Here is a 19,052-nt window from a genome sequence, read left to right on the forward strand (position 1 = left end):
GCCCATGTCGACGACGAAGAAGAAGTCGAAGAAGAAGCACGTCAAGGGCTCGCCGTCCGGCGCCGGGTCGGGATCGGTGCCGGCGGCGCTCGACGCCGACTGGGAGGTCGCCCCGACCGAGTCGCTGCGCGTGCCCGCGGGGTTCGACCTCGCGGCGTTCGACCGTGGCTCGACCCCGGGCTTCGCGGGCGACAAGGCGGCCGGCCAGGCGCTCGTCGCGCGGCACGCGGACGAGCTCTCCGAGCTTCAGGAGCGCCTGTTCGCCGAGGGCCGGTCCGGCGGCTCGCGCTCGGTGCTGCTCGTGCTCCAGGGCATGGACACCGCGGGCAAGGGCGGCATCGTGCGGCACGTCGTCGGCCTCGTCGACCCGCAGGGGGTCGCGCACCGCTCGTTCGGCGTCCCCACGTCCGAGGAGCGCAAGCACCACTACCTGTGGCGCATCCGCCGCGCCCTGCCCGAGCCCGGGTACATCGGCGTCTTCGACCGCTCCCACTACGAGGACGTGCTGGTCGCGCGCGTCGACGGCCTCGTGCCGCCCGACGTCTGGGAGGCGCGGTACGACGAGATCAACCGCTTCGAGGAGAAGGTCGTCGCGTCCGGGACGACGATCGTCAAGGTCGCGCTGCTCGTGTCCTACGAGGAGCAGCGCGCGCGGCTCATGGAGCGCCTCGAGCGCCCGGACAAGTTCTGGAAGTACAACCCGAACGACGTCGACTCGCGCCAGAAGTGGCCCGCGTACCAGGAGGCGTACCAGGCCGTCCTCGACCGGACGAGCACCGAGGCCGCGCCCTGGCACGTGGTCCCGGCCGACCGCAAGTGGTTCGCGCGGCTCGCGGTGAGCGAGCTGCTGCTCGACGCGCTGCGCCGCCTCGACCTCGGCTGGCCCCCGGCCGACTTCGACATCGAGGTCGAGAAGAAGCGCCTCGCCGCGACGTGACCCGGCGCGAGGAACCGGACATCGCGTTCCGGCGTCTGGCGCACGACGACCTCCCGATGCTCGCCGCGTGGCTCGCCGGGCCGCACGTCGCCCGGTGGTGGCACCACGAGACGACACCCGCGGCGGTCGAGCGCGACTTCGGACCGTCCGTGCGCGGCGAGGAGCCGGGCGAAGATCTCGTGGTGCTCCTCGACCGGACGCCGGTCGGGCTCGTGCAACGCTCGTTCCTGCGTGACTATCCGCAGTACCGCGACGAGCTCGTCGCCGCGGGGGTGGAAGTGCCCGACGGCGCGGTGACGCTCGACTACCTCCTCGGCGACCCGGCGCGCACCGGGCACGGGCTGGGCACCCGGGTCGTGGCCGAGGCCGTCCGCCGGACGTGGGCGGAGCTCCCCGGGGCGACGACGATCGTCGTGCCCGTCCCGGTGGGCAACGCGGCCTCCCGGCGGGTGCTCGAGAAGGCCGGTCTCCACCGCGTCGCGGATGCCGACCTCGAGCCCGACAACCCGGCCGACCCGCCGCCCCACGCGGTCTACCGGGCCGAGCGCCCGGCGTCGTGACCGGCCCGTGAGGGACGCGGCCCGGCGGGGATCAGGCGCCGGCGCGCGCGACCGCGCGACCGTCCTCGGCCAGCGCGCCGAGGCGCGAGAGCGCGCGGTAGTACTTCTTGCGGTACCCGCCGCGCAGCATCTCCTCCGTGAACAGGCTCCGCTCGCCCGCGTAGTCGCCCGACCCGGCGAGCAGCACCGGCACGTCGCGGTCGTAGAGACGGTCGACGAGCACGACGAGGCGCAGCGCGGCGGACTGCTCGGTCACGGTGTGCACGCCGGTGAGCGCGACGACCTCGACACCGTCGAGCAGCGCGCGGTAGCGGCTGGGGTGAACGTGCGAGAGGTGCGCCAGGAGGTCGTTGAACGCGTCCAGCGTCGCGCCGGGGCGGCCCGCGACGGCGGCGCGCACGGTGGCCTCGGGCAGCGGGGCGGAGTCGGTGACGACCGCACGGTGGCGGTAGTCCTCGCCGTCGACGCGCAGCACCTCGAACCGGGCCGCGAGCGCCTGGATCTCGCGCAGGAAGTCCTCGGCCGCGAAGCGGCCCTCGCCGAGCGCCTCGGGCAGCGTGTTCGACGTCGCCGCGAGCGCGACACCACGGTCGGCGAGCTCGCGCAGCAGGCGCGACATGAGGACGGTGTCGCCCGGGTCGTCGAGCTCGAACTCGTCGATGCACACGAGCTTCTTCGTGGCGAGCGCGTCCACGGTCGCCTGGAAGCCGAGCGCGCCCACGAGGTTCGTGTACTCGACGAAGGTGCCGTAGGCGCTCACGTCGAGGCCCACGGCGTGCGCGAGGGACGTGAGGAGGTGGGTCTTGCCGACGCCGAACCCGCCGTCCATGTACACCGCGGGCGCGGTGGTCTTCCGGGCACCGAAGAGCCCTTTGCGCGCGGGCTTCACGACGGCGGCCGCGACCTCCTCGAGCCGCGCGACGGTGCGCGCCTGGCTCGGGTACGCGGGGTTCGCGCGGTAGGTCGAGAAGCGGGCGTCGGCGAAGTGCCGCGGCGGCAGGAGGTCGGCCAGGAGCCGCGCGGGCGGGACGGACGGGCGGACGTCGGCGAGGGCGCGCGCGCGTCCGGGCGCGTCGGCGGTCGCGTCGGAGGCCGACGCGCGGGCGGTGCCGGGGAGGGCTGCCGGGGCCGAGGCGCCACCGGCGACGGGCGCAGTCACGAGGATCCAGCCTACGCCTGCGGCTAGCCTGGCCGCTGTGACCTCCACCACGGCACCTTCCGACGAGCCCGCTGGGGCGCCCGCCGCGCCACCTGCGGGGCGCACGGACCTCCCCCCGCTCGACGTCCTCCTGCCCGGCGCCGAGCACCTGCCGCCCGACCCGCGCGAGGAGCGCCTCGCGGCCCTCTACGCGTACGGACCGCCGTCGCGCGCCGCCCACGTGGTGCGCGCCAACATGGTCGCGAGCGTCGACGGCGCGGCGTGGGGCCCGGACCACCGCTCGGGGTCCATCAACGACGACGCGGACTGGCGCGTCTTCCGGGTCCTGCGCGCGCTCGCCGACGTCGTGCTGATCGGCGCGGGGACCGCTCGCGCCGAGGGGTACACCGCGCTCGACCGGCCGCGCGGCCTGCGGCACCTGCACGACGCCCCGCTCGAGCTCGCGATCGTGACCCGGACGGGTCGCGTGCCCGAGGCGCTCGCGCGCGGTGACCGCCCGCCCTACGTGGTCACCGGACCTGCCGGGGCTCCCACGGCGAGGGGCGACGTGCCCGCGGACCGGGTGCTCGTCGTCGGGCAGGACAGCGCGGGCGCGCAGGACGAGCACGAGCGGGGTGCCGCCGTCGACCTCGCCGCGGGGCTCGCCGCTCTTGCCGAGCGCGGCCTGGCCCGCGTGCTCACCGAGGGCGGACCGACGCTCTTGGGCGACCTGCTCGCGGCGGACCTCGTCGACGAGCTGTGCGTCACCACGACGCCGAGCGTCGTGGGGCAGGGTCCCGGCCGCATCGTGGCCGGAGCGGCGCCGTCCGGCACGACGGCGCTCCCGCCCCGGGGCGCGCGCCTCGCCCACCTGCTGCACAGCCCCGAGGACCGGCCCGGCTCCCCCGCCGGTACGACCGCCGCGCGCTGGCTCCTGCCGATAGGCTGACCCGCGTGACCGACACGATCCTCGTCCTGACCGAAGACACGCTGAACCCGGCCGACGTGCAGCACATCCTGTCGCTGCACGAGGACGAGCAGCTCGCCTACCGGGTCCTCGTGCCCGCGGACACGGAGCGCAACGTGATCTCCGGGATCATCGACCACCTCAGCGTGGGCGAGCTCAAGGAGGCGTGGGACGAGGTCCTCGGTCGCGAGCCCTCGCCCGTCCAGGCCACGGCGACGGCGGGCGAGCAGCTCGAGCGCAGCGTCGCCGAGCTGCGCGCGGCGGGCCGCGAGGCCGACGGCTCGGTCGTCGACGACGACCCGCTGCCCGCGCTGCACAAGGCCGTCGCCGCGGACGGCGTGCGCGAGATCGTCGTGGTGACCTACCCGCACGCCGTCGAGGACACGTTCCACACCGACTGGGCGTCCCGCGCGCGCGAGGAGCTCCACGTCCCCGTGCTGCACCTCTACTCGGGCACGAGCGAGCTGGGCTGACCCGGCGTCGAGCCTCTCAGCCGAGGTAGAGGCCCGGTCCGTCGAGCCTCTCAGCCGAGGTAGAGGCCCGGTCCGTCGAGCCTCTCAGCCGAGGTAGAGGCCCGGTCCGTCGAGGTACCGGCTCGGTCAGGCCTCGCGGACGCGGTGCCCCGCGCGACGGATGGTCGCGCGCGCGAGCTGGTCGGTCGAGTCGAGGTAGAGCGGGTCGGCGAGCAGGTCGTGGTCGACCGCGACGACCGACAGCTCCGTGCAGCCCAGCACGATCACCTGGGCGCCCCGCTCGACGAGCCGGCCCGCGACGGCGCGGAACGTCTCGATGTCGACCGGTCTACCGGCCTTGACCTGCTCGTAGATGATCTGCGAGACGAGCTCCTGGTCCGCCTCGTCCGGGACGAGCGCGTCGACGCCGTGGCGCGCGAACGCGTCCTGGTAGACGCCCGACGTCGCGGTGCCCGCCGTCGCGAGCAGCCCCACCGCGCCCAGGTCGGCGACCCGCGACCGGGCCGCGTCGACCGTCGTGTCGATGATGGACACGAACGGCACGCTGACCGCGTCGAGCACCTGCTGCGTGAAGTAGTGCGCGGTGTTGCACGGCATGACGAGGAAGTCCGCGCCGAACCGCTCGAGCCGCTGCGCGTCGCGCGCGAGCACCGGGCCCGGGTCCTCGTCCGAGCGGCCGAGGATGAACGCCGTGCGGTCGGGGATCGTGGCGTGGTTGAGCACGACGGCGTCCACGTGGTCCTGGTCGCGCTCCGCCTCCGTGAGCTCGACGAGGAGCTGGAGGAAGTACGCCGTGGCGAGCGGCCCGACACCTCCGAGCACTCCGACGAGGGGCTGGGCGTGGTCCTGGTCCGGTCGCGACGTCACCCGTGGATCCTACGGCGGGCCGCCCCACCCGCCGCCACGGCCACAGGTCCCGTCCCGACGACCCGCCGCTAGGGTGACGGCCATGACACTGCGCCACGTCCTGTTCGACGCCGACGGCGTGCTCCAGCACATCCCCGAGGGCTGGCACGCGGCGGTCGAGCGGTACCTCGGCGACCGGACCCGGGAGTTTCTGCTCGAGACCTGGAGCGAGGAGCTGCCCATGCTCGTGGGCGACGGCGACTACCTCCCCGTGCTCGCCGCGGGTCTGGAACGGTACGGCGTGGCGGAACCGGCGGAGGACGTCTACCGCGCGATCTGGTTCGACGCGCTCGAGGTCGTGGACGCGTCGTTCGACCTCGTGCGGGCGCTGCGCGCGGGCGGCTACGGCGTGCACCTCGGCACCAACCAGGAGAGCCGGCGCGTGCCGTTCATGCGCCAGACGCTCGGCTACGACGCCGTCTTCGACACGAGCTGGTACTCGTGCGAGCTCGGGGTCGCCAAGCCGGACCCGCGGTTCTTCCTCGAGGCGGCGCGCCGTATCGGCGCGGACCCGGACGAGGTGCTCTTCGTCGACGACACCGCGCGCAACGTCGAGGGCGCGCGCGCCGCGGGCATGGTCGGGGTGCACTGGGACGTCTCGCGGGGCCACGACGAGCTCGTACGCGTGCTGGCCGGGCACGGCGTCGTCGTCCGCGCCGGTCAGGACCCCACGGGCGAGGGAGTCGGGGGCGAGGGCGTCGGCCCGGGCGCGGCCGTACCCGGCCCGTAGGATGGCGGACGCCCACCGACCACACAGAGAAACGGACGACCCTCCGCGATGACGTACGGCAACGCCGAGTTCCTCCCCATCGTCCTGGGGACCAACCTCAACACCTACAACATCGCGAGGTCGTTGCACGAGGCGTACGGCGTCCGCACGCTGGCTCTGGGCCGCTTCCCCCTGCGGGAGACGGCGGACTCCCGCATCGTCGACGTGCGCACGTACCGCGACTTCGACGACCCCGAGCGCATCGTCGCGGTCCTGCGCGAGCTGGCCCAGGAGTTCCCGGGCCGCAAGCGCCTGCTCATCGCGAACATCGAGTTCTACACGAACGTCGTGATCGCGCACCGGGCCGAGCTCGAGGACCTCTACGTCATCCCGCTCGTCGGCCAGGAGCTGGCGGCGCGGCTCATGAACAAGACCGACTTCTACCGCACGTGCGCCGAGCTGGGCGTGCCGCACCCGGAGACCGTGATCGCGACGGCTTCCGACGTCGACGCCCCGGGCTTCGGGGACGACCTGCCGTTCCCGTACCCGCTCATCCTCAAGCCGTCGGACACGGACACGTACCCGCGCCTGCAGTTCGAGGGCAAGAAGAAGGTCTACCTGGTCGAGGACGCCGCCGAGCTGCGCGACGTCGCGCGCCGCATCTACGCCGCGGGCTACACCGACGACCTCATCGTGCAGGAGTACCTCGCGGGCGACGAGTCGGTCATGCGCGTGGTCAACACCTACTCCGACCGGCACGGCCGGCTGCGGTTCCTGTCCGCCGCCCAGATCGTCCTCGGTGAGTACGACCCGAAGCTCGTGGGCAACTACAACGCCGTCGTGACGATGAAGGACGACAAGCTCACCGAGTCGGTCCGGCACCTGCTCGACAGCCTCGGCTACGTGGGCGCCGCGAACCTCGACGTCATGTACGACCGCCGCACCGGCACGAGCAAGATCCTCGAGGTCAACCTGCGCCAGGGCGCGGCGAGCTTCTACACGATGGCCGCCGGCGGCAACCTCGCGCGCTGCTACGTCGAGGACCTGGTGCACAGGCGCGAGCTGCCCGAGCAGGTCACGTCGGAGGCGCGGCTGTGGGTCAACGTGCCCTACCCGGTCGTCCGGGCGCTCGTACCGGTGTCGCTGCGCCACCGCGTGAAGAAGGCCCGCAAGCACGGGGTCTGGCACACGCTGCGCTACGCGCCCGACAGGAGCCTGCGCCGCCGGGTCGACGTGTGGCGCGTCGACCTGCGCCACACGCTCGACTACGTGAAGTTCGCGCGCTCGCGCCCCTCGGCGTGACCCCGGCCGACCGGGCACCGACCAGGCGGTCTCGGTCCGTCCCGGATCGCTGACGGACGCGGACCGCCTGTTCGGCCGTCAAGGATCGCCTGGTCGGGGGGCTCAGGAGCTCAGCGCCGACCGCACCGCCTCGACGATCCGGCGCGCCGTCGCGACCCCGACCGTGGTCGGCAGGTTGACGACGCGCGCCACGAGGTCCTCGGTCGTCGCGAGCGCCGGGTCTCCCGGCGTGTACCCGTAGACCGTCGGGTCGTCCGGGCCGGGGAACAGCGCCGGCCGGTACCACTTGCCGACGTAGAACCCGGCGGCCGTCAGCTCCCGCACGAGCCGGTCGGCGGTCGCGGCGTCGGGGGCGAAGAAGGGGAACCGGACCAGCGGTGCGCGCTCGCCGATCCCGGCCGGCACCTCGACGACGTCGGACAGCCCGCGCACGTACTCCGCGACCGTGTCGGCGCGGCGCGCCTCGACGTCGCCGCTCGAGCGCAGCGCGTCGACCATCCGGCCGGTGACCCACGACGACGGCCGCTGCGGCGGGTGCGCGAGGCCGCCCCGGTTCTCGACGGGGGCGATCGCCGGCTCGTACGCGCCGACGGCGGTGAGCGCGCCGCGGACCTTCCCCGCCGCCCCGCCGGGGAGGCGGTTGAGCACGCGCACCTGCGTCCGGAAGCTGCGCGCGGCGAGGTCGAGCCGTGCTCCTACGACCGGCAGCGCGTCGAGCGCGGAGACGATCGCGGCGCGCAGCGCCGGGTCGAGCGCGGGGTTCACCCACACGGCTCCCCCGAACCGGGTGGGGAGCATCTTCTCTACGCCGAACGAGTGGAACGACACGTCCGCGACGGGCGACCCGTCGGTGTCGCGCGCGAGGCGCGTCACGCAGTGCGCGCTGTCCTCGACGAGGAGCGCGCCGACGGAGCGCGCGGCGGCACGCAGCCGGAGCGCGGTCGCGTCGTCGACGATGCCGAACGTGTTCTGGAGCACGACGGCGCGAGTGGCCGGCCCGACGGCGAGCCGGTCCGGGTCGATCGCGACCGTCGCCGGGGACACCTCGGCGTAGACCGGCCGCAGCCCGGCGACGAGGACCGGGTCGACCGCCGTCGAGCACGTGAACACCTGGGTGACCACGTCGCCCGCCCCGCGCGCCTCGGCGAGCGCACGGAACACGACCTCCATCCCGTAGCGGGTCTTGAAGACGAGGAACCAGTCGGCCGGGTCGGTACCCGTCCGGTCGGCGAGCATCCTCGTCGCGGTCGCGTCCTGGGCGTGGCGGCTCATCGTTCTCCGTGTCGTCGGTGTCGGGGTGGGGCCCGTGAGGGGCGCCGGGCCTAGCCTGCCACGTCGGCGGGACCCGACGTCCGACAGCCCCACCCCCAGGGCGCGACCGGGCCTGGACACGGGCCGCACGCGCCGACGGCGGCCGCCGCGCCGGAGCGCGACGACCGCCGTCGGGGCGTGCGGTGGTGAGCCGTCAGGCGTCGGACTCGGTCCGGTCGCCCGACCACTCGGTGTGGAACGTGCCCGCCTTGTCGACGCGGCGGTAGGTGTGCGCGCCGAAGAAGTCGCGCTGCGCCTGGATGAGCGCGGCGGGCAGACGCTCGGCCCGGACGCCGTCGTAGTACGCGAGCGACGAGGAGAACGCCGGCGTGGGGACGCCGTTCAGCGCGGCCTGCGAGACCACGCGGCGCCAGGCCGCGAGGCCGTTGCCCACCGCGCCGGTGAAGTACTCGTCCGCGAGGAGCAGCGGTAGCTGCGCGTCGCGCTCGTAGGCCTCGGTGATGCGGTTGAGGAAGCGCGCGCGGATGATGCAGCCACCACGCCAGATGCGGGCCATCGCGCCGCGGTCGATGTCCCAGCCGTACTCGGCGGACGCCGCCGCGATCTGGTCGAAGCCCTGCGAGTACGCGACGACCTTGGACGCGTAGAGCGCGAGGCGCACGTCCTCGACGAACGCCTCGCGGTCCTGCACGTCCCACGCCGCCGCGTCGGCGGGCAGCGCCGCACGGCCCGCCTCGCGCTGCGGGACCGAGCCGGACAGCGCGCGGGCGAACGTCGCCTCGGCGATACCCGTGATCGGCACGCCGAGGTCGAGGCCGTTCTGCACCGTCCAGCGGCCGGTGCCCTTCTGCTCCGCCTGGTCGAGCACGACGTCGACGAACGCCTTGCCGGTCTCCGCGTCCACGTGCTGGAGCACGTCGGCGGTGATCTCGATGAGGAACGACTCGAGGTCGCCCGTGTTCCACTGCGCGAAGATCTCGCCGATCTCCTGCGCGGACGCGCCGAGGCCCTGCTTGAGCAGGTCGTACGCCTCGGCGATGAGCTGCATGTCGGCGTACTCGATGCCGTTGTGCACCATCTTGACGAAGTGGCCGGCGCCGTCGGGCCCGACGTAGGTGCAGCACGGCACGCCGTCGACCTTCGCCGAGATGTCCTCGAGGATCGGGCCGAGGCTCTGGTACGACTCGCGCGTGCCGCCGGGCATGATCGACGGGCCGTTGAGCGCGCCCTCCTCGCCGCCCGAGACCCCGGTGCCGACGAAGTGCAGGCCCTGGGCCGCGAGCGCCTTCTCCCGGCGGATCGTGTCGGGGAAGTGCGCGTTGCCGGCGTCGACGACGATGTCGCCCTCCTCCAGCAGCGGCACGAGCTCGTCGATGACGGCGTCGGTGGCCGCGCCCGCCTTGACCATGATGACGACCTTGCGCGGGCGCTCGAGCGACGCGACGAAGTCGGCCATCGACTCGGACGGGACGAAGTCGCCCTCGCTGCCCGCCTCGGCGATCAGGGACTCGGTCTTGGCGTACGAGCGGTTGTGCACCGCGACCGTGTAGCCGTGCCGGGCGAAGTTGCGGGCCAGGTTGCGACCCATGACGGCGAGTCCGGTCACACCGATCTGTGCGCGTGCTGACATCTGCTTCCCTGCTCCTCGAGGGTCGGTCCCGGCGCACGACGGCTGCGCGCGGGGAGGGCGCGGAACCGGACCGGGCCGGGCGGGAGCGCGGCCGGGTGCACCGGTGATGGATACGCGGCCAGCCTAGTCCTCGTGCGCCGCACCGCTCCCGAGCGGCCACGATCCGGTCACCGGCAGCGTTCTTGACGAAGTCGGGATCACGATTCGATGACACCCGCGCGGCGCGCGTCCGGTTCGTCCCGTCGGCTCGTAGTGTGCCGAGGGTGATCACTGCTCACGGGACCGACGCTCCCCCGGCGTTCCGTGCCGTCCTCGACGCTCTCGGCGCGCGGCGGCTGCGACCCGAGGTCACGCTGCGCGAGGTACCCGCCCCCCGTCGGATCGCGCCGTGGTCGGTCGCGCTCACGGGCGAGGTGGAGGCCGCGCGCTCCGAAGACCCCGACCTCGCGTCGGGGCGGTTCATCGTGCTCCACGACCCCGACGGTCAGGAGGCCTGGCAGGGCACCTTCCGCGTGGTGACGATGGTGCGCGCCACGCTCGAGCCGGAGATGGCGTCGGAGGAGATGCTCGCCGAGGTCGCGTGGACGTGGCTCGAGGACGCGCTCCACGACACGGGTGCCGCCGTGCGCGCGGAGGGCGGCACGGTGACGCGCGTCCTCTCGCAGAGCTTCGGCGCGCTCGCCGGGAAGCACAACGACGTGGAGCTGGAGATGCGCGCGTCGTGGACCCCGGTGCCCGCGGGGAGCGCCGGTGCGGCGGACCTCGGTGACCACCTCGCGGCCTGGGCGCAGCTGCTGTGCACGGCCGCCGGGCTGCCGCCCCTGCCCGACGGCGTGACGCCGCTCGGTGCCCGACCCCCCGCGCGACGCAATACCGTGGGCCCATGAGCTCGACCGCAGCACCCGCACCCTCGCCGCTCGACCCGACCCCGGCGACCGGCACGCCGCAGACCGTCGTCACGCCGCTCACCGAGCCGTCCGACGGGCTCGGCCGCGTCGTCGACACCCCGGCGGCCTTCGCCCGCGTCGTCGACGCGTTCGCCGCCGCGAGCGGTCCGGTCGCCGCCGACGCGGAGCGCGCGTCGGGCTACCGCTACGGTCAGCGCACCTACCTCGTCCAGGTCCGCCGCGAGGGCGCGGGGACGGCGCTCGTCGACCCCGTCGCGGTGCCCGACCTGTCGCCGCTGCGCGAGGCCGTCGGCGACGCCGAGTGGGTGCTGCACGCCGCGTCGCAGGACCTGCCGGGCCTCGCCGAGCACGGCGTGGTCCCGGCGAGCGTGTTCGACACCGAGCTCGCGGCGCGGCTGCTCGGCATGGAGCGCGTGGGCCTCGCGGCCGTCGTCGCGGACGTGCTCGGCCTGGGGCTCGCGAAGGAGCACTCGGCGGTCGACTGGTCGACCCGTCCGCTCCCCGACGACTGGCTGCGGTACGCCGCGCTCGACGTCGAGGTGCTCGTCCCGCTGCGTCGTGCGCTCGGCGAGCGGCTCGACGAGGCGGGCAAGACCGGGTGGGCGGCGGAGGAGTTCGAGGCCGTGCGCACCGCGGGACCGCCGGCGCCACGCCCCGAGCCGTGGCGGCGCACGTCCGGCACGCACACGCTGCGCGACCCGCGCCGCCTGGCGGTCGTGCGGAGCCTGTGGGAGGCCCGGGACGCGACCGCCCGCGCGCGGGACATCGCTCCGGGCCGGGTGCTGCCCGACCGTGCGATCGTCGCCGCGGCGGAGGCGCTGCCCCGCACGGCCGGCCAGCTCGTCGAGCTTCCCCCGTTCGCGGGCAAGGGCACGCGCCGCCGGGCCGCGTACTGGCAGCGCGCGGTCGACACCGCGCTCGCGCTGCCCGCGAGCGCCCTCCCGACGACGCGCGGGCCGCGCACCGACGCCCCGCCGCCGCCGCGCGCGTGGGCCGACCGTGACCCCGGCGCCGCGGCCCGGCTCGACGCGGCGCGCGGCGTCGTGCAGGGGATCTCGGAGCGGTTCGCGGTCCCCGTGGAGAACGTGCTCCAGCCCGACGCGCTGCGGCGCCTGTGCTGGACGCCGCCGGACCCGCTGGACGCGGCGGGGATCGCCGCGTTCCTGCACGGGCGCGGTGCGCGCGACTGGCAGGTGGCGCTCGTCGCCGAGCCCCTCGCGGAGGCGTTCGCGAGCACCGACCGGGCGTAGCGAACGGGTAGGGTCGTCCGCGTGCACGACGCGAACCTGACGATCCGGACAGTCACCGACCGCGCCTCCTGGGACGCCCGGGTGAACGAGCTCGGCGGCCACCCCCTCCAGCTCTGGGGCTGGGGCGAGGTGAAGGCCACGGGGGCGTGGACCCCGCACCGCGTGGAGGCGGTGGACGCCGACGGCCGCGTCCGCGGGATGGCGCAGGTGCTCGTCCGGTCGCTCCCCGCGCAGTTCAAGGCGCTGTGCCACGTGCCGCGCGGCCCGGTGATCGCGCCGGTCGAGCCGTCGGGCACGGGACCGGGCACGTGGGGCACCGGACCGGGCGTGGGCGACGACGCGACGCGCGACGCCGTGACCCGGGCGGTCGTCGCGTGGTGCAAGACGACGGTCGGCGGCGTGGGCATCACGATCGAGCCCGACTGGCCGGTCGGGACCCACCTCTCGCTCCCGGACGCCCGGCCCGCGGCCAACCCGATCCTCTACCCGGTCACCCTGATCCTCGACCTGACGAAGTCCCAGGACGAGCTGACGAAGGCCATGGGCAAGACGACGCGGTACGACATCCGCAAGGCCGCCCGCACGGGCCTCGAGGTGCGTCGCGTGACGGACGAGGCGGAGGTCCGCCAGGTCCTCGACGTCTACCACGAGACGGCCGAGCGCGCGGGCTTCGCGCTCCACGACGACGAGTACTACCTCGCGATCCACCGCGAGCTCGGCGAGCACTCGGTGCTCGTCGCCGCGTTCTCCGAGGGCGCACCCGTGTCGTTCGTGTGGTGCGTCTCATCGGCGACGACCTCGTTCGAGCTCTACGGCGGCATCAACGACGCGGGGCGCAAGCTGCGCGCGAACGCACCCGTGAAGTGGCACGCGATCACGCTCGCCCAGGACGCGGGCCTCGTGCGCTACGACATGAACGGGCTGCTCAACGACGGGATCAGCGAGTTCAAGCGCAGCTTCGCCCAGCACGACGACGAGCTCGTGCACAGCGTCGACGTGCCGTTCTCGATGTGGTACTCCGCGTGGAACAAGGGCCTGCCCACCGCGAAGAAGGTCGTGCGCAAGCTCCGCGGGAGCCGCTGACCCCTCGCTCGTCCCGGCTCGACCGCCGCCAGAGACCCGGTATCGCAGGATGCGATACCGGGTCTCTTCATGTCGTAGCATCGGTCTCGTGCTTTACCGATACTCGCGGTAGCGTGTATCGCACGTACGACCCCCGAGCGGTGCCGCTCCCGGACACCGCCGTCCCGACCATCTGCATCGGATGGAGATGCCATGACCGTGGCCAACGAGGCCCCCTCTCCCACCTCGGCACCCACCCAGGCCGCGCGCCGCCGCCCCGTCCGCGACGTCGTCTTCGTCGAGGGCGTGCGCAGCCCGTTCGGCAAGGCGCGCCCCGACGGGATCTACGCCGAGACGCGCGCGGACGACCTCGCCGTGAAGACGATCCGCGAGCTCCTGCGCCGCCGCCCCGAGCTGCCCGCCGAGCGCATCGACGAGCTCGCGCTCGCCGCAACGACGCAGACCGGCGACCAGGGCCTCACCCTCGGCCGCAGCGTCGCGGTGCTCGCGGGGCTGCCCAAGTCGGTGCCCGGCTTCGCGATCGACCGCATGTGCGCGGGCGCGATGACCGCGGTCACGACGACGGCGGCGAACGTCGCCGTGGGCGCGCAGGACGTCGTGGTCGCGGGCGGCGTCGAGCACATGGGCCACCACCCCATGGGCGAGGGGTCGGACCCGAACCCGCGGTTCGTCGCCGAGCGCCTCGTCGACTCGTCCGCGCTCGTCATGGGCGCGACGGCCGAGAACCTGCACGACCGGTACCCGCACCTCACCAAGGAGCGCGCCGACGCGTACGCCGTCGCGAGCCAGGCCAAGTACGCCAAGGCCCTCGCGAACGGCGACATCTCCCCCGACCTCGTGCCGGTCGCGACGCGGTCGACCGAGCTCGGCTGGGGCCTGGCCACCGCCGACGAGCTGCCCCGCCCCGGCACGACGGTCGACTCCATCCGGGACCTCAAGACTCCGTTCCGCCCCGGCGGGAAGGTCACCGCGGGCAACGCCTCGCCGCTGACCGACGGCGCGACGGCGTGCCTGCTCGCCGCGGGCGACGTCGCCGACGAGCTCGGCCTGCCGGCGCGCATGCGCCTCGTCGCGTACGCGTACGCGGGCGTCGACCCCGAGGTCATGGGCATCGGCCCCGTCCCGGCGACCGAGCGCGCGCTCGCGTCCGCCGGCCTGACGATCGACGACATCGGCCTGTTCGAGATCAACGAGGCGTTCGCCGTCCAGGTGCTCGCGTTCCTCGACCACTTCGGCATCGCGGACGACGACGAGCGCGTGAACCAGTACGGCGGGGCCATCGCCATGGGTCACCCCCTCGCGTCCTCGGGCGTGCGCCTCATGACGCAGCTCGCGCGCCAGTTCGAGCAGCACCCCGAGGTGCGCTACGGCCTGACGACCATGTGCGTCGGGCTCGGCATGGGCGGCACCGTCATCTGGGAGAACCCGCACCACGCCGACTACTCCGGCCACACCTTCGAGACCGCGGAGAACTGACGATGAGCGCACCCACCGACACCCAGACCTCCGCCCCCGCCGAGCACGGCGCCACGAAGGAGACCTCGCCCGGCGAGCGCGTGACGCACTCGCTCGTGCGCGACGTCGCGCTCCCCGGCGGGACGGGCACGCTCGCCCTGCTCACGCTCGACAACGGGCTCGACCACACGAAGCCGACGACGCTCGGCCCCGAGGGCCTCGCCGAGCTGCACACGGCCCTCGAGGCGCTGCGCCGCCGGGCGGCGGACGGCGAGATCGTCGCCGTCGCGATCACGGGCAAGCCGTACTTCCTCGCCGCCGGCGCGGACCTCACGCAGGCCGCGGCCGTCCAGGTGCGCGACGACGCGCTCGCCCTCGGGCGGGCCGGGCACGCCGCCTACACGCTGCTCCAGGACATGGGCGTGCCGACGTTCGCGTTCGTCAACGGCGTCGCGCTCGGCGGCGGCCTCGAGGTCGCGCTCAACTGCACCTACCGCACCGTGGCGTCCGACGCCGGCGCGCTCGCCCTGCCCGAGGTCGGCCTCGGGCTCGTCCCCGGCTGGGGCGGCGCCTACCTCGTGCCGCGCCTGCTGGGCGTCGAGAAGGCCATGGACGTCATCCTCGCCCGCCCGGCCGCGAACAAGCCGTTCAAGGCCACGGAGGCCTACGAGATCGGGCTCGTCGACGCGCTCTTCGAGGCGCCCGACTTCCTCGAGTCGTCGCTTCGCTGGGCCGAGGCCGTGCTGCGCGGCGAGATCGTCGTCGAGCGTCGTGAGCTCGACCCGCAGCCCGTGTGGGACGCCGTGGTCGCGGGCACGCGCCAGCGCCTCGACGCCGTCGTCGCCGGTTCGCGCCCGGCCCCGTACCGCGCGCTCGACCTCGTCGCGGCCGCGCGCACCGCGTCGCGCGAGGAGGCGTTCGCCGCCGAGGACGAGGCCCTCGCGGACCTCATCATGAGCGACGAGATGCGCGCGAGCGTCTACGCGTTCCAGCTCGTCTCGAAGGGCAAGCGACCCCAGGGCGCGCCCGACGCGAAGCTGGCCCGCCCCGTCACCCGCGTCGGGATCGTCGGGGCCGGCCTCATGGCCGCGCAGATCGCGCTCCTGTTCGCCCAGCGCCTCCAGGTGCCGGTCGTCATGCGCGACCTCGACCAGGAGCGCGTCGACAAGGGCCTCGGCTACGTGCGCGCTACGGTCGAGAAGCTCGTCGGCTCGGGCCGCATGTCCGCGGACACGGGCGCGCGCATCGTCGGCTCCGTGCACGGCACGACCGAGCTCGGCGACTTCGCGGGCTGCGACGTCGTCATCGAGGCGGTCACGGAGATCCTCGGGCTCAAGAAGAAGGTCTTCGCCGAGCTCGAGGGCGTCCTCTCGCCCGAGGCCGTGCTGCTGACCAACACGTCCGCGCTGTCGATCACGGAGATGGCGGCCGACCTCCAGCACCCCGAGCGCGTGGTCGGGATGCACTTCTTCAACCCCGTCGCGCAGATGCCGCTCGTCGAGATCATCCAGGCGGCCAAGACCGACGACGCCGCGCTCGCCACGGCGTTCGCCATGACGAAGAAGCTGCGCAAGACGGCCGTGCTCGTCGCCGACCGGCCGGGGTTCGTCGTCAACCGCCTGCTCATCCTGCTCATGGGCAAGATCGTCGAGGCGGTCGAGAACGGCACGTCGGTCGAGGTCGCGGACCGCGCCGTGGCGCCGCTCGGCCTGCCGATGCCGCCGTTCGCGCTGTTCGACCTCGTCGGCCCGGCCGTCGGCCTGCACGTCCTCACGTCGCTCCGCGAGGACCTGGGCGAGCGGTTCCCCGAGTCCCCCGGCCTCCAGCGCATCGTCGACGAGCAGATCCCCGTCGTCCTCGACGCGCCGAAGGGCCTGCCCAAGCCCGTCGACCCGGCGATCCAGCGGGTCTTCGGGACCGGCGAGGCGGGCGGCCCGGGTGCGCTCGACGAGGCCGGTGTCCTCGACTCCGTGCTCACGGCGCTCACGCAGGAGATCGGGCTCATGCTCGACGAGGGCGTGGTCGCGAGCCCGTCCCAGATCGACCTCTGCATGATCCTCGGCGCGGGGTGGGGCTTCCACCTCGGCGGCATCACGCCGTACCTCGACCGCACGGGGTACAGCGAGAAGGTCCTGGGCCACCGGTTCCTGCCCGACGGCGTCGCGAACGTCCCCGCCGCGTCGCGCGCCTGACCGACCGGGGTCGGACACCGGGCCGCGAGCGCCCTCCCGTGGTCGTACGACGACCACGCGCAGGTTCCGCTCGCGGCCCGATCCGTCGCCGTCGCGCGCTCCGTAGCGTCGTGGGCATGACGAACCGCACCCCTGCCCAGCCCGCGACCGACCTTCCCCTGACCATGACCCCGCGCGGCACGACCGAGCGCCGGGTGCTCGGCGCCCTCACGCTCGCCGCGGGCGCAGCCCTCCTGCTGTCCGCGTGCGGCAGCATCGGCGAGGCGATCGCCGAGAACCGCGCGGGCCACACGAAGACGTACGAGTTCGCGACCGGGAAGGCCGGCAAGGCCGACGCGGTGCTCCCCGACTGGGTCCCCGACTCCGCCACCGACGTGCGCGAGGTGGTCCGCACGACGGGCGACGAGCGGATCCTCACGATGACGGCCGACCTCGGCGCGCTGCCCGAGAGCTGCACCCCCGTCTCGGCGCGGCACCCGCTGGAGCCTCGGCCCGAGCGTGGCGAGCTGACCGCCGCCGACTACCGCACGACGGCGACGCTCGAGGCGTCGTGGTGGGAGGAGGGCACCGAGCAGTCCGCGACCGCGATGTGCGGGAAGTGGTGGGTCGGCTCGCGCGACGGTGCGCTGTTCGGGTTCACGCCCGAGCTGAAGGTCGTCGAGATCGAGGACCAGCCCGACCCGGTCTGAGTCAGTCCTCCCAGCCCATGCGCAGGACCTCGAACGCGACGGCGTGCGCGACGCCCATGCGCTCGCCCGTGGGCGCGCTCATGGACGCGAGGAACGCGGCTGGGTCGAAGTCCGCCCAGCCGAGGCCGTCGAGGTAGGCGGCGTGCGCGCGCAGCGACGCGACGCCCGCGTCGAAGGTCGCGCTCACGTCGACGCCGTGCGCGGCGTCGGGCGAGGCCGCGACCCAGACCTGACGCACGCCGCCCCAGGGCTCGATCCCGTCCGTCTCGACCTGCTCGCGGAACACCCACCGGTTCCCCGCGTCGCGCACGGCGTCCACGACGGCCCGCCCCGTCGCGACGTGGTCCGCCTGGTTGAGCATCCCGCCGGGGAACGTCTCGCGGTAGTTCCCGGTGATGACGACGTCGGGCCGGTGGCGCCGGACCGCTCCCGCGATCGCCCGCCGCAGCGGCAGCCCGTACTCGAGCACGCCGTCCGGCAGCCCGAGGAACTCGACCTCCTCGACGCCGACGATCCGCCCGGACTCGATCTGCTCCGCCTCGCGCACGCGCCGCGCCTCGTCGGGGTCCATGCCGTCGATGCCGGCCTCGCCGCTCGTCACCATGCAGTACACGACCCGCTTGCCCTGGCCCGTCCACCGCGCGACCGCCGCAGCGGCGCCGAACTCCATGTCGTCGGGATGGGCGACGACGGCGAGCGCCGTGGACCAGTCCTCGGGCAGCGGGGTCAGGGGCGGGGCGGGGGTCGCGGAGGTGCCGGCGTCGTCGGTCATACGACAGACGCTAGGCCGTCAGGCGCCCGCCGGCGCGTCCAGGCCGAGCTGGACGCGCACCGGCCCGAGGCCCTCGATCGAGACCGCAGGGCGGTCGGTCCGCGCCTCCCACGCCTCCCGCACGATGCGGTATCGCTGAGACACGGCCGCCTTCCCCTCGCGCGCGACCACGACGACGCCGTCCGGCGCGTAGCCGATCGCGCGCGTGACGCCGTTCGAGGCGGCGTTGTCCGCGAACGCGGTCGTCACGGCCGACTCGGCGCCGAGGCCCGCGAACGCGAGGTGGAGCGCGGCGTGTCGCATCCGGCGGCCGACGCCGTGGCCCTGGTGACGCCGACCGAGCCACGAGCCCGTCTCGACGACGCGGGTCACCGCGAAGTCCGTCGCCATGAGCGCCTGGACGCCCAGCACCTCGTCGCCGCCGTCCGCGTCGGGGCGCGCCCGGACGACCGCGAGCTCGATCGCGAAGCGCTCCGGCGAGACCGAGGCGCGCGCGCTCCACTGGTACGCGAGGACGCTGCGCGCGACCTCCAGCGGCGTCCCGCGGGTCCAGGGCGTCGTGAACGGCATCGCGTCCGGGGCGTGCACACCGTCCGCCGCGAGCCTGGCGAGGTCCAGCAGGAGGTCGTCGTCGAGGGCGCGCAGGGTGAGGTCACCGCACCGCACGCGCAGCCCGGCGAGCGGCCACAGGTCGACGTCGGTGAGGGCGGGCGTCCGGGCGTCGTCGGTCATCGTGCGATCCTCACGGACGCGCGTCGCCCGGACAAGGGCATTCGTCCGAGGGGTTCGCCGCCGCGTCCTCCCGGGAC

General features: G+C 74.2%; 18 protein-coding genes. 12 read left to right on the forward strand and 6 right to left on the reverse strand.

Translation table 11 applies throughout. The features are described from left to right. Positions 1–4 precede the first annotated feature (4 nt). Both ACFVN3_RS10305 and ACFVN3_RS10310 read left to right on the forward strand, forming a co-directional pair. The gene (locus ACFVN3_RS10305) at positions 5–937 is read left to right on the forward strand and encodes a PPK2 family polyphosphate kinase (RefSeq protein WP_378232716.1); all 933 of its coding nucleotides are present in this window, start codon (positions 5–7) and stop codon (positions 935–937) included. Continuing rightward, positions 934–1,497 (forward strand): GNAT family N-acetyltransferase, encoded by a 564-nt coding sequence (locus ACFVN3_RS10310; RefSeq protein ID WP_378232717.1) that lies wholly within the window; start codon positions 934–936, stop codon positions 1,495–1,497. Before ACFVN3_RS10305 ends, ACFVN3_RS10310 begins: the two co-directional genes overlap by 4 nt. Positions 1,498–1,528: 31 nt before the next feature. Here ACFVN3_RS10310 and zapE read toward each other — a convergent pair whose 3' ends face one another. Next, complete coding sequence (zapE, locus tag ACFVN3_RS10315) at positions 1,529–2,656, reverse strand: cell division protein ZapE (protein ID WP_378232718.1); 1,128 nt, start codon at positions 2,654–2,656, stop codon at positions 1,529–1,531. 37 nt (positions 2,657–2,693) lie between these two features. On the opposite strand from zapE, the gene ACFVN3_RS10320 reads away from it, so the two are divergent. After that, positions 2,694–3,584 (forward strand): dihydrofolate reductase family protein, encoded by an 891-nt coding sequence (locus ACFVN3_RS10320; RefSeq protein WP_378232719.1) that lies wholly within the window; start codon positions 2,694–2,696, stop codon positions 3,582–3,584. 5 nt (positions 3,585–3,589) lie between these two features. After that, positions 3,590–4,075, forward strand: coding sequence for a hypothetical protein (locus ACFVN3_RS10325; RefSeq protein ID WP_378232720.1), 486 nt, complete (start codon positions 3,590–3,592; stop codon positions 4,073–4,075). Between the two features lie 126 nt (positions 4,076–4,201). On the opposite strand, the gene ACFVN3_RS10330 is transcribed toward ACFVN3_RS10325, so the two are convergent. Continuing rightward, positions 4,202–4,942, reverse strand: a complete 741-nt coding sequence (locus ACFVN3_RS10330) for an aspartate/glutamate racemase family protein (protein ID WP_378232721.1) — start codon at positions 4,940–4,942, stop codon at positions 4,202–4,204. An 82-nt stretch (positions 4,943–5,024) separates the two neighbouring features. Here ACFVN3_RS10330 and ACFVN3_RS10335 point away from each other — a divergent pair, with 82 nt between their 5' ends. Both ACFVN3_RS10335 and ACFVN3_RS10340 read left to right on the forward strand, forming a co-directional pair. Beyond that, positions 5,025–5,711 (forward strand): HAD family hydrolase, encoded by a 687-nt coding sequence (locus ACFVN3_RS10335; protein ID WP_378232722.1) that lies wholly within the window; start codon positions 5,025–5,027, stop codon positions 5,709–5,711. 48 nt (positions 5,712–5,759) lie between these two features. Then, entirely contained in the window at positions 5,760–6,992 is a 1,233-nt protein-coding gene (locus ACFVN3_RS10340) for a hypothetical protein (RefSeq protein WP_378232723.1), read from the forward strand. A 102-nt stretch (positions 6,993–7,094) separates the two neighbouring features. Here the strand turns inward: ACFVN3_RS10340 and ACFVN3_RS10345 are convergent, their stop codons facing one another. Together ACFVN3_RS10345 and gndA are read right to left on the reverse strand one after the other, a co-directional pair. After that, positions 7,095–8,264 (reverse strand): DegT/DnrJ/EryC1/StrS family aminotransferase, encoded by a 1,170-nt coding sequence (locus tag ACFVN3_RS10345; RefSeq protein ID WP_378232724.1) that lies wholly within the window; start codon positions 8,262–8,264, stop codon positions 7,095–7,097. Between the two features lie 193 nt (positions 8,265–8,457). Then, the gene (gene gndA / locus ACFVN3_RS10350) at positions 8,458–9,894 is read right to left on the reverse strand and encodes an NADP-dependent phosphogluconate dehydrogenase (RefSeq protein WP_378232725.1); all 1,437 of its coding nucleotides are present in this window, start codon (positions 9,892–9,894) and stop codon (positions 8,458–8,460) included. Positions 9,895–10,157: 263 nt separating this feature from the next. Between gndA and ACFVN3_RS10355 the strand changes: the two genes are divergently transcribed. The 6 genes from ACFVN3_RS10355 to ACFVN3_RS10380 all read left to right on the forward strand — a co-directional run bounded on the left by ACFVN3_RS10355 (position 10,158) and on the right by ACFVN3_RS10380 (position 17,471). Beyond that, a complete protein-coding gene (locus tag ACFVN3_RS10355; protein WP_378232726.1) occupies positions 10,158–10,781 on the forward strand; it encodes a DUF3000 domain-containing protein in 624 nt (207 codons plus the stop codon). Next, a complete protein-coding gene (locus ACFVN3_RS10360; RefSeq protein WP_378232727.1) occupies positions 10,778–12,052 on the forward strand; it encodes a ribonuclease D in 1,275 nt (424 codons plus the stop codon). Before ACFVN3_RS10355 ends, ACFVN3_RS10360 begins: the two co-directional genes overlap by 4 nt. 21 nt (positions 12,053–12,073) lie before the next feature. After that, the gene (locus ACFVN3_RS10365; protein WP_378232728.1) at positions 12,074–13,135 is read left to right on the forward strand and encodes a lipid II:glycine glycyltransferase FemX; all 1,062 of its coding nucleotides are present in this window, start codon (positions 12,074–12,076) and stop codon (positions 13,133–13,135) included. A gap of 192 nt (positions 13,136–13,327) precedes the next feature. Continuing rightward, entirely contained in the window at positions 13,328–14,611 is a 1,284-nt protein-coding gene (locus ACFVN3_RS10370) for a thiolase family protein (protein ID WP_313663929.1), read from the forward strand. 2 nt (positions 14,612–14,613) lie between these two features. Continuing rightward, entirely contained in the window at positions 14,614–16,782 is a 2,169-nt protein-coding gene (locus ACFVN3_RS10375; protein WP_378232730.1) for a 3-hydroxyacyl-CoA dehydrogenase NAD-binding domain-containing protein, read from the forward strand. 116 nt (positions 16,783–16,898) lie between these two features. Then, positions 16,899–17,471 (forward strand): hypothetical protein, encoded by a 573-nt coding sequence (locus ACFVN3_RS10380; protein ID WP_378232731.1) that lies wholly within the window; start codon positions 16,899–16,901, stop codon positions 17,469–17,471. 1 nt (position 17,472) lies between these two features. Here ACFVN3_RS10380 and ACFVN3_RS10385 read toward each other — a convergent pair whose 3' ends face one another. Both ACFVN3_RS10385 and ACFVN3_RS10390 read right to left on the reverse strand, forming a co-directional pair. Further along, complete coding sequence (locus tag ACFVN3_RS10385; RefSeq protein ID WP_378232732.1) at positions 17,473–18,243, reverse strand: PIG-L deacetylase family protein; 771 nt, start codon at positions 18,241–18,243, stop codon at positions 17,473–17,475. 18 nt (positions 18,244–18,261) lie between these two features. Next, positions 18,262–18,975, reverse strand: coding sequence for a GNAT family N-acetyltransferase (locus ACFVN3_RS10390; RefSeq protein ID WP_378232734.1), 714 nt, complete (start codon positions 18,973–18,975; stop codon positions 18,262–18,264). Between the last annotated feature and the right edge of the window lie 77 nt (positions 18,976–19,052).

Origin of the sequence: Cellulosimicrobium sp. NPDC057862, from assembly GCF_042797035.1 — a bacterium.
GTDB lineage: Bacteria > Actinomycetota > Actinomycetes > Actinomycetales > Cellulomonadaceae > Cellulosimicrobium.